This is a genomic window from Bradyrhizobium sp., from assembly GCF_004799405.1.
GTDB lineage: Bacteria > Pseudomonadota > Alphaproteobacteria > Rhizobiales > Xanthobacteraceae > Bradyrhizobium.
On the sequence record NZ_SSMW01000063.1, the window covers coordinates 18,924 to 27,832 of the forward strand.

Sequence of the window (8,909 nt, forward strand, 5' to 3'; positions counted from 1 at the left end):
CTCACCTGACTTCTGCCTGCTGCTACTTGCCTTCGGCAAAAGCCTTCAGCTTGGCGTCCTTCTCGATGTAGGCCAGCACATCCGGATTGACATAGGTCTTCGGATCCAGCACCGCGGGAATCGTACCGGCAGCCTTAAAGAACTCAGCCAATCGATTGTGGATGTCATCCAGCTTGCTTGGGCCCTTGCTGCGATCGAACAGCGCGACCTGTTGCGCCAGATCGAAGTAGTCTCTCGTCGCATATTCCGCATCCATCTCCGAAGGGCTCAGAACAACACCACCCTTGTCGTAGAAGCGCTTCATCGCAACGAGTGTCTCTGCCTTGTTCTTTTTCATGAAGTCAAGGGCGCGCAAGTACATGGCCGTGAAACGGGCGACCGTGTCCATGTTGGACTTGAGATAGTCGTCACGCACCACGAGATTGGCAGTCACGGTCGCTCCACCGTCCTGCCCGGTACAAACAAGTTTGCCGCCGGCCTGGGTTTCCATCCTAAGGAAGTGCGGAGCCCAGATTGCCCCAATCGGAACATTGCTGCTCTTGAAGGCATCTACGAGGGCACCGGGCGCGATGTTGACGGCTTTGACGTCGCCAGGCTGCAAACCCCATTTGCGAAAGCAGGACTGGGCGGCATAGTCGGCCGTGGAGTTTGCCGGGACCAGATACTCCCGCCCCTTCAGCGCGGCGACCGGATTGGCAACTATGGCGGCCGCCTGATCGCCCTTTGCAACAACCCCGTTCGCCCGCGAGTCATCGACCAGGATCAGCACCGTCTGCACATTGAAGCGGCTGGCTCCAAGCAGGGCGGGAGGACCGCCCATCAAGCCCACGTCCCACGACTTGGATGCCACGGCCGCGATCTGCTGAGCACCCGCCGCAAAGCTCGTCATATCCCCTGGCTTGAGGCCGATCTCGGTCCACCAGTTCTTGTCGTCGGCGATCTGCAACGGGATGCCGTGAATAGTGACCTGATAGCTGACGTTGATCGGCGTTTGCGCCGCCACCGGCGCTGCCGCTCCCAGCACACCTGCCAGAAACGCTGCTATCGCAAATGAACCAGCCTTCATCGTATTCCTCCTATGTTAGCTCCCTGAGAGCGATTGATTGTTGTCTTTTAAAGAGCAGCGTATGAGCCGAAGCGGCGGTACACGGCGACCTCCAGGCGCCGGAATAGCCATTCCATGATCAGTCCGACGATGCCGATGGCGATCATCCCGACCATGACGACCGTGATGGTGCGATTCATCTGCCCTCTGACCATCGTGTAAGCGACACCGGATGACGCCACGATCAGTTCCGCGCCAACCAGCGATTGCCAAGCGTTGCCGGCAGCGATGCGCAATGCCGCGACGATAGAGGGGATGGCGCTTGGCAAAATCACATCCGTGATGATCTTGAAATTGCCGGCTCCAACGGTTCGCGCGGCCTCCAGCAGCCGCACCTCGGTCAGTTTGCCGCCGCCATAGCTGCCGATGACGCAAGGCGCGAATGCGCCGCTGAAGATGATCAAAACCGGGCCCCCGAAGCCGGTGCCGAACCAGAGGATCGCAAAAGGAACCCAGGCGATCGGCGCGATGAAACGGAAGAAATTGAAAAATGGCGTGATCACGGCTTCGAATCTCGGGAACCAGCTCATCGTCAACCCGAGCGGCACGCCGACAACGACGGCGAGGCTGAAGCCACTGGCAAAGCGGCCAAGGCTCACAATCACGTGCCACCCAAGCGTGCTTCCCGCGAACGGATGGACCAGCATTTCGAAGAAACGCCGGATGACGTCCATCGGGGGAGCCAATGTCGATGCATCTGCGACGAGGACGGCCGTGCCCTGCCAGACCAGGACGAGCACGAGGATGCCAAGCGCACCGATCCATCTCCGTGGCCTCGCCTCGCTGGCGCGCCACGGCTTTCTGACGCGTGGATGATTTAACGCCGCCATGTTACAAACCGCCGTTCCGCCAACTCGAGAAGATACGTCGTCGAAATTCCCAATACTGCGACCGTGGTCATGCCGACCAGAATCATTCCCGGATACACGTCGTCCTTGGCACTGTTGAGCACTTTTCCGATACCGTAGATTGCACCGAGAAGTTCGGCTGCGACGATCACGGTCCAGCACGTCTGCATGGCAAGCCGAAGTCCGATCAGAATGTGCGGCACCGCGCCGGGAATAATCACGTGCCTCAGCCAGGCCCACCCTCGGGCGCCATGGACACGGGCAGCCTCGAGCAGAACGCGATCGATCTGTGCCACACCCGCCGACGTGTTGATCACGACGGGGATGAAAGCGGCATAGGTGATGAGAAACAGCTTGGATGCGTCTCCGAGACCAAACCACAGCAGGGAAAGCGGAATCCAGGCGAGCGGAGGGATGGGGCGCAGCAGATTGAAGGTCGGGGACAGGAAGTCCCGCCAGAACGGGCTAAGCCCCATGATCAAGCCGAGCGTGCATCCGGTCACGCTGGCAAGAAGGAAGCCCTTCAGCACAAGTCCGAGACTCGAAGCAACGTGCTCGGCCAGGTTGGCGCCGGCATATTGGGCGAAAACGATCTGGTGCAGAGACTGGAGAAACGTCGCCGGATCCGGAAACCGGACAATGTCGATCCAGTGAAACACCGAGGTGGCGATCCACCAGCCAAGGAGTGCGGCGGCCAGCGAGCAGGCACCGAGCAGTCGTGTCTGGATGGCAGAAAGCCCGCGCATCAGGATCTTTCGCTCCCGGGCCAAGTTGCGACCAGCCTGTCGATGCCCGCATCGAGTTCGCGGGCGAGGGTCGCGTCGTCGGATCGGCCGGTGCCCCAGGCCGACAGCGCCTCGGCATAAATAGATCGGCCCGCAACGATACCCTGTAAAAGGGGACAGTTGCTTGAGGCAGCATCATAGCTGTCGAAGATCTCCCCCTGGCCGCTGTCGAGCATCAGAACACCGCGGCACATTGGATTGGATGTCCCGATGGCGGCTTGCAGGCAAGCCCAGCCCAAAGCACCGGTCGAAGCCTGAATACCCCACCAATCCGGGCGTATTCCGAGCGCCTGGATCTGGCGAATACAATTGGTCAATTGAACTTCGTCAGCCTCGGCAGCCAGTTCAGGCACCAGCATCAACTCGTGCCCCCACATTTCCACCGCATATTGAAGCTCCCGCAAACGTTCGTTTTGAAGCTCGGAGGAAGCATCGACAGCCAGGGGAATGAAGCATTTGACAATCTGGTTTTGCGGCCAGCTACGCAGCAGGACAGCGCCCGGCTTTCCGGCTAAAAACGATAACGGCTTGCTGCCGGGGATTTCGATGGCGCGCACCACCCAGTCTGTCGCCGGCCCGATGGCAAAAAGCGCGTCATTGCAGCCCGTGCCATCGACCATGATACCGGTGGCAACTGTGCGGCTCGTCTTGCGAAGCACGACGTCAGCCGCGATGGACGCGAAACGCGATCGCGATGGCGTTGCCCGCCCGCCCGGCTGGACGGCGATATCCGGCGCTTCGCAATCGATCAGAATCACCGGCAGCCGCCTGGCACGGCGCGTTGTCGCGCGGTGAACGACTTCGAGCATGCGGTTGTCATGCAGCGCTGTTTCAGCGGTGGCGTTTTCCAGATACCAGGCAAGCTCCTTTTCGGTCGGCGAGGCCGGTGAGCAGCCATGCCGCGACACCACGAGCGCACCGCAGGCGTTTCCGCGACGACAGCATTCGTCCCAGTTTGCGTCCCGCAGCCAACCCGAAAGAAATCCGGACAAAAAGCCATCGCCTGCACCGACGATGTTGAATACCTCCACTGGAAATCCTCGCCCAACGATCCCCTTGTCCAGATCTTCCGGTATCGCGGCGTCGAATACCACGCATCCTTGAGGGCCGCGCTTCATCACGATTGGCGCCGCCGAAAGTCGGCGAATGCTCACCAGGGCGTTGCGGGTATCGATGTCCCCGCCGGCGATACGAATCTCTTCTTCAGTTCCAACGATCAGGTCGGCATAGGGCAACACGTTTTGGGTTGCCGCGGTCGCACGCTCGCTGCTGACATACCTGCTCTCGCCTGCATCCTTGGACACCAGCCGCCAGAATAACGGACGGTAGTCGATATCGAATATCACGCGCGTTCCGCCCGCTTTGGCATAGGCAATCGCGGCATCGACATTTGCCGCCGCTTCCAGCGTGGTCAGATGGGAGCCGGTGACGAGAAGGGCTGTTGCGCTGCCGATGAACTCCTGGCTGTAATCCTCAACGCTGATAGCCATGTCCGCGCAATTGTCGCGATAGTGCAGCAGGGGAAATGTGTTCTCATCGCGTATCGCCAGAAAGGCCACGCCGGTGAGACGTGCCGGATCAGTCCTGACGTGCGAAACGTCGACCCCTTCCCGGGACAGTTGATCCCGCAGGAAGCGGCCATGTTGATCATCCCCCACGCGCGTTACATGCGCGACCCGAAGTCCAAGCCGCGCCGTGCCAATGGCAATATTTGCGGGACAACCGCCAACATACTTGGAGAAGGAGGAGGTCTCCTCAAGACCGCATCCCACCTGATTGCCGTAGACATCCACGATAGTGCGTCCCATCGATATGAGATCAAGCACGCGCATCGGCCAGTTTACTCCCTGCCCAAATGGTATGCATATCATTGCCGGCCGTCAAACGTTTCCGTGGTGTCGATTTCTCCAGTTCGCAATTGCAGCATTGTTGGCGAGTCGACCGCATGGCACAACGACGTTTGTGTCCAGCGCGAAACGCTTGAGCTACGGACCGACCGGCGATCCGACGGGTAGCGCAATCCCTTTTCCTTCGGCGGTCTGGCGCAGGAGATCGGGACGATCCGAGATGATGCCGTCGACGCCAATTTCGATCATGCGCGCCATGTCTTCGGGCTTGTTGACCGTCCAGACCACAACCCGCAATCCAAGGCCGTGCGCTTCGGCCACGAGGGCAGCACTGACGTCGCCGACATAGGGCGACCAGACTGCACCCCCGGCGGCTTTGATGGTCCGCGGTAGTGAGCCGCCATAATCGGCCGGATTGAAGCCTGCCGTCCAGGCGGTCGCCTTGTCGGATGCGACGGTAGAAGCCGGACCACGCTGCAGAGTAAGGTACACCGACGGAATCTTTGGCGCGCGTTGCTGGACAAGCTGGAGCGTTCGCCAGTCGAAGGACTGGATCATGACCCGGTCGGCAAACCCCTCGGCGTCGATCAGTCCGAGCAGTAACGTTACGAAGGTTTGCGGATCGGGTGATTCATCGGGATGGTCCGGATCGATTTTGGTCTCGATGTTAAAGTGGACACAGCGATTGCCGGACTTGCGGACCAACGCAAAGAGTTCTTTCAGCGTGGGAATGCGCGTTCCCGGGACGGCACGCTGGTCCGGGAATTGCCTGGCATAGGTGCTTTCGGGACGGATTTGGCCGACATCGTAGGTCCTGATCTCGTCAAGCTGCAGTTTCACAAAAGGCGAGCCGGGCGCCGCAACATAGTCGCCGTTGGCATTGCGCGCGAGGTCGGGATTGAGGCTGCGCTCATGAGAAATGATGATCTGGCGGTCAGCCGTGACGCCGACATCAAGTTCCAGCGTATCGACGCCCATGGACAAGGCATTGGCAAAGGCCGGTAGCGTGTTCTCAGGCAAAAGCGCGCGTCCGCCGCGATGCGCCTCGATGTCAAAAGCCATATCGCAAGCTCCAACTGGTTCAACGACGAGGCAACCGAGAGCAGAAAACACCAACAAAAGAAGAAAGAGCCTCATGAGTTTTCGATATTGCACTGTCGGCCTTTCGGCACGCAGTCGACGGAAGTTCGCTGGTGCCTCGCGTCGCTGATTGAACCCGCCGGGCGGTCGCCGAGGTACCGAGCGAACCACCTTATCGGTCAGTAGAAGGATACCGGGTACTCTTCCAACAATCGTTCGCGGATCGTTTCAGTCTGAATACCCCCAATTAGTATTCTGGCGGTTTCCAAATCGTTCGCCTTCATACAAAGCTCCACTATTTGCTCCAGAGCGGCATCACGACATGAGACATCAGTAATCTCTTTGGCAAGTTGCAATGACATTCTCTTTGCGCTTTCGAACCGCTGCTTCGCACCCTTCGACTGGTCCGCATGCGGATTTAAAGCAGCGCTCTCGGCGCTGGCCGCTGCAACCGAACACATGCTCATTATTCTGTTGAGCGCCTGTACTTCGTCGCCGATCTTTGACGACGACGGCACTGTGGTGTCGGTTCGGGCCTTCGAGAATTTTCTGAACAACTTCATTGCAGTCGCTCGGGGACACTTCGCCAAGCCGTTTCAGCGGACTGTCTAGATGGTCCACAACAAGATACATTAAATCGTAGGGACGGCTCAATGGGTCGCTACGACGGTCTGTCGGAACTTTCCGCGATCGCGACGTCATCAGCACCGCCTGGGACGGCTCTGCCTGCATCGCAAGCGGATCGACATCTCGACCGTCCTGGCCGGCCAGAAACTCGGCATCAAGGAGGTCGACGACGGCATTTGGCTCGCAAGCTTCATGCACTATGATCGCGCGTGGGCTATATTCTCGCGATGGCGGAGAATGCTCCGTTTATCCAAGAAACAGACGACGACAATTACATCAGCGATTATTTTTTTCCAGGTGCTCAGAAGAGGTGATGTCGCGCTCGATCGGCGGCGCCCCGGCGTCCGCAAACCGCAGCGTTTTCAATCGCTCTTTATGCAAAGAAAGTACCTTGTACGCCGAACCATCTATTTCTTTACTCTCCGCCATCCCCTCCAGCGCGAAGATATGATGCGTAATATCGCCATCCCAATAAGACCAATTCAGAATCATGCTGCGATCGCCATCGTCGTCCGCTGTTCGGCCGTCAATGACCGCCTGAATTCCGCTCGTGTTTCCCTTTGGCAGGAGTCATTTCCAGTCCGATCCATTCTTTGTTTTGATGGGTAATGACGGCAGTAGCCCGATCGTAGTGTCGGCGTCCGCAATCAGCAACCGTCCGCATTTTCTGTGGTGCCGCCTGGGAGCGTTGGCGGGGAGTCAGGGTTCAAATCCCAAGGAGTTTGCCCGGAGATCCCCGTCGCGACACCTTAGCGGTTCTGGGCGCAGCGATTTCCCCGCCAATAGCCAAAAAGGTCCTCCAGATAAAATCCGGCCATTCTGTAGACCGAGGCGATCTGCGGCTCAATGAGGCTCGAAAACAAAGTAGCGAAGCCAATCATCCCGAGAAGTGTCACGATCTGAATGGCAAGAGCGTGCGCAGGGAAAATAGTAAGCAGCCACGTTATGACCACATAGCCTGCGGTTTGATGCAGCACATAGAGGGGATAGCTCGCTCGTCCCGCCAGCGCGCATAGCCTGATCAATATTTCCGATTTCGGCTGCATCAAAAGAAATGCGGGGAATGCGCCGATTGTGACGACGCTCGCAATAGCTGTCCCGGTCCATTGCATGGGCTGATGGAGCAGACCGGCAACCCTTGAGACCTCCACGACGCAAGTCATGAACGCCACCAAAGCACAGATGATCCATGCCACGAGCGGTATTCGATAATTCCGGTGAACGTAAAGGAATATCCCCAGCGCGAATAAAGAACCAAAATTCTGCATGAGCATGCGATCTGCGATCGACCATCTCACGATGTAAACAGCATTCAGCGCAATCAGGAAATAGGCGACAAGCGCTATCCTTTTGTATGTTAACCCGCGCCAAACGACTCCAGCAACGATGGCGTAGAAAATGATTTCATAACGCAGGGACCAGAGTGATCGGTCAAGCCCGTTTGCAAATGTCAGGGGAAGCACAGTTATACTTGCGAGCCACCTGATGAACGTCGTCCCCTTGGCAAAACTGCCGCTGAAGGTGATCGCACAGAGTGTGATCGTCGAACACACGAGCAAGGCCGGCCCAAGCCTGGCAAAGCGACTGACAACGAAGGCGGAGCATGATCGCTTCTCTGCCGAGAACAGAATGACAAAGCCGCTGACAATGAAAAAAGTGTCAACCGCCAGCACGAAATAAGGCAATACCGATACGCCGATCGGCTCGATCGAAAGGACGCCCGAGGCAGCGCCAAAATAGAAATAATGGTAGATGACGACGAGCAGGGCCAGAATGAAGCGAAGCAACTCGATCGATGGCAGGCGTTCCCGCATAGGTTGACCTCAAAGCTACCTCGCCGGATGCGATATCAGGCGGAGGTTTGTCATGCCCCATCATACCGCCGATCGACGCCTTCTATCGACGCACGAAGCGTCCCACAAGGGGCCTGGCAAGTCAGAAGTTGGCTTGCGCGTTAGCGCATCGGCTATCTCACTCGCGCCGACGCGAGCCCGCCATGACGCCTTTGCCTGCATCGCAAAAGGATCAACATATCCACTGTGCTCGCTGGTCAGAGACTCGGCATCAAAGAGGTCGACGACGGCATTTGGCTTGTCAGCTTCATGCACTATGATCTCGGATTCGACCTGGAGCAGAAAACCCTGCAACCCTCGACAACCCGTTCGGCACGAGGTTGTCACCCATCTCTTAGGTACGTGGTGTTACCTATGTGTCCGGGCTGGACGCATGGCCAAGCTGGCGGAGGGAGAAGAACTGGGATCAAACGCTCTCCGGGTATCCTGGAGTGTCCAGAGGGCACAGCGGATCAATCCCCTTGGAAGCGCTCGAAAGCCATTTGTAGCCGTTTTGAGGGCCCATAACTGCCCCGCCCGGGACATGTCTGGGACCGAGCCAAATCACTCTGCCGAGTCCTACCGAGCCTCCTATTGACCAAACCAGCGAGCCTGGACGGGGGGATCCTCAGCATTGGCGTCGCCATAATGGCCCGGCGGCATCCGGTGATGTCTGTTGTTGGGGGGTGGTCTCAACCGGTTGACGCAACACTTTATCTTAGAGGGAAAGGATGGAGTGTGGGATGGAACGGAGATTTCATAGAGGGTTTACTGCGGCGGAGAGG

8 protein-coding genes and 1 pseudogene are annotated in these 8,909 nt (G+C 58.1%); 1 reads left to right on the forward strand and 8 read right to left on the reverse strand.

Annotated elements, in window-relative coordinates:
* Nucleotides 1-22: 22 nt before the first annotated feature.
* From E7813_RS09835 to E7813_RS09860, 6 genes are all read right to left on the reverse strand, one after another.
* Nucleotides 23-1,066, reverse strand: a complete 1,044-nt coding sequence (locus tag E7813_RS09835) for an ABC transporter substrate-binding protein (RefSeq protein ID WP_291573282.1) — start codon at nucleotides 1,064-1,066, stop codon at nucleotides 23-25.
* A gap of 47 nt (nucleotides 1,067-1,113) precedes the next feature.
* Nucleotides 1,114-1,935: an ABC transporter permease gene (locus E7813_RS09840; protein WP_291573285.1), complete on the reverse strand. Its 822-nt coding sequence runs from the start codon at nucleotides 1,933-1,935 to the stop codon at nucleotides 1,114-1,116.
* A complete protein-coding gene (locus E7813_RS09845) occupies nucleotides 1,923-2,699 on the reverse strand; it encodes an ABC transporter permease (protein ID WP_291573286.1) in 777 nt (258 codons plus the stop codon). The genes E7813_RS09840 and E7813_RS09845 overlap by 13 nt, the downstream gene beginning before the upstream one ends.
* The gene (gene iolC, locus E7813_RS09850) at nucleotides 2,699-4,570 is read right to left on the reverse strand and encodes a 5-dehydro-2-deoxygluconokinase (RefSeq protein WP_291573288.1); all 1,872 of its coding nucleotides are present in this window, start codon (nucleotides 4,568-4,570) and stop codon (nucleotides 2,699-2,701) included. The genes E7813_RS09845 and iolC overlap by 1 nt, the downstream gene beginning before the upstream one ends.
* A gap of 153 nt (nucleotides 4,571-4,723) precedes the next feature.
* A complete protein-coding gene (locus tag E7813_RS09855) occupies nucleotides 4,724-5,647 on the reverse strand; it encodes a glycerophosphodiester phosphodiesterase (protein ID WP_291573294.1) in 924 nt (307 codons plus the stop codon).
* Between the two features lie 197 nt (nucleotides 5,648-5,844).
* Complete coding sequence (locus E7813_RS09860) at nucleotides 5,845-6,228, reverse strand: hypothetical protein (protein ID WP_291573290.1); 384 nt, start codon at nucleotides 6,226-6,228, stop codon at nucleotides 5,845-5,847.
* 151 nt (nucleotides 6,229-6,379) lie between these two features.
* On the opposite strand from E7813_RS09860, the pseudogene E7813_RS09865 reads away from it, so the two are divergent.
* Nucleotides 6,380-6,496 (forward strand): annotated as a pseudogene (locus E7813_RS09865) (IS481 family transposase); the annotation flags it as partial.
* 72 nt (nucleotides 6,497-6,568) lie between these two features.
* On the opposite strand, the gene E7813_RS09870 reads toward E7813_RS09865, so the two are convergent.
* Both E7813_RS09870 and E7813_RS09875 read right to left on the reverse strand, forming a co-directional pair.
* A complete protein-coding gene (locus E7813_RS09870) occupies nucleotides 6,569-6,784 on the reverse strand; it encodes a hypothetical protein (protein WP_291573291.1) in 216 nt (71 codons plus the stop codon).
* 257 nt (nucleotides 6,785-7,041) lie between these two features.
* Nucleotides 7,042-8,106, reverse strand: coding sequence for an acyltransferase (locus E7813_RS09875; protein ID WP_291573292.1), 1,065 nt, complete (start codon nucleotides 8,104-8,106; stop codon nucleotides 7,042-7,044).
* Nucleotides 8,107-8,909: the final 803 nt, after the last annotated feature.

Coding starts and splice junctions, on each gene's coding strand:
- E7813_RS09835 (WP_291573282.1), bottom strand. CDS start 1,066: ATGAAGGCTGGTTCATTTGCGATAGCAGCGTTTCTGGCAGGTGTGCTG.
- E7813_RS09840 (WP_291573285.1), bottom strand. CDS start 1,935: ATGGCGGCGTTAAATCATCCACGCGTCAGAAAGCCGTGGCGCGCCAGC.
- E7813_RS09845 (WP_291573286.1), bottom strand. CDS start 2,699: ATGCGCGGGCTTTCTGCCATCCAGACACGACTGCTCGGTGCCTGCTCG.
- iolC (WP_291573288.1), bottom strand. CDS start 4,570: ATGCGCGTGCTTGATCTCATATCGATGGGACGCACTATCGTGGATGTC.
- E7813_RS09855 (WP_291573294.1), bottom strand. CDS start 5,647: ATGGCTTTTGACATCGAGGCGCATCGCGGCGGACGCGCGCTTTTGCCT.
- E7813_RS09860 (WP_291573290.1), bottom strand. CDS start 6,228: ATGAAGTTGTTCAGAAAATTCTCGAAGGCCCGAACCGACACCACAGTG.
- E7813_RS09870 (WP_291573291.1), bottom strand. CDS start 6,784: ATGATTCTGAATTGGTCTTATTGGGATGGCGATATTACGCATCATATC.
- E7813_RS09875 (WP_291573292.1), bottom strand. CDS start 8,106: ATGCGGGAACGCCTGCCATCGATCGAGTTGCTTCGCTTCATTCTGGCC.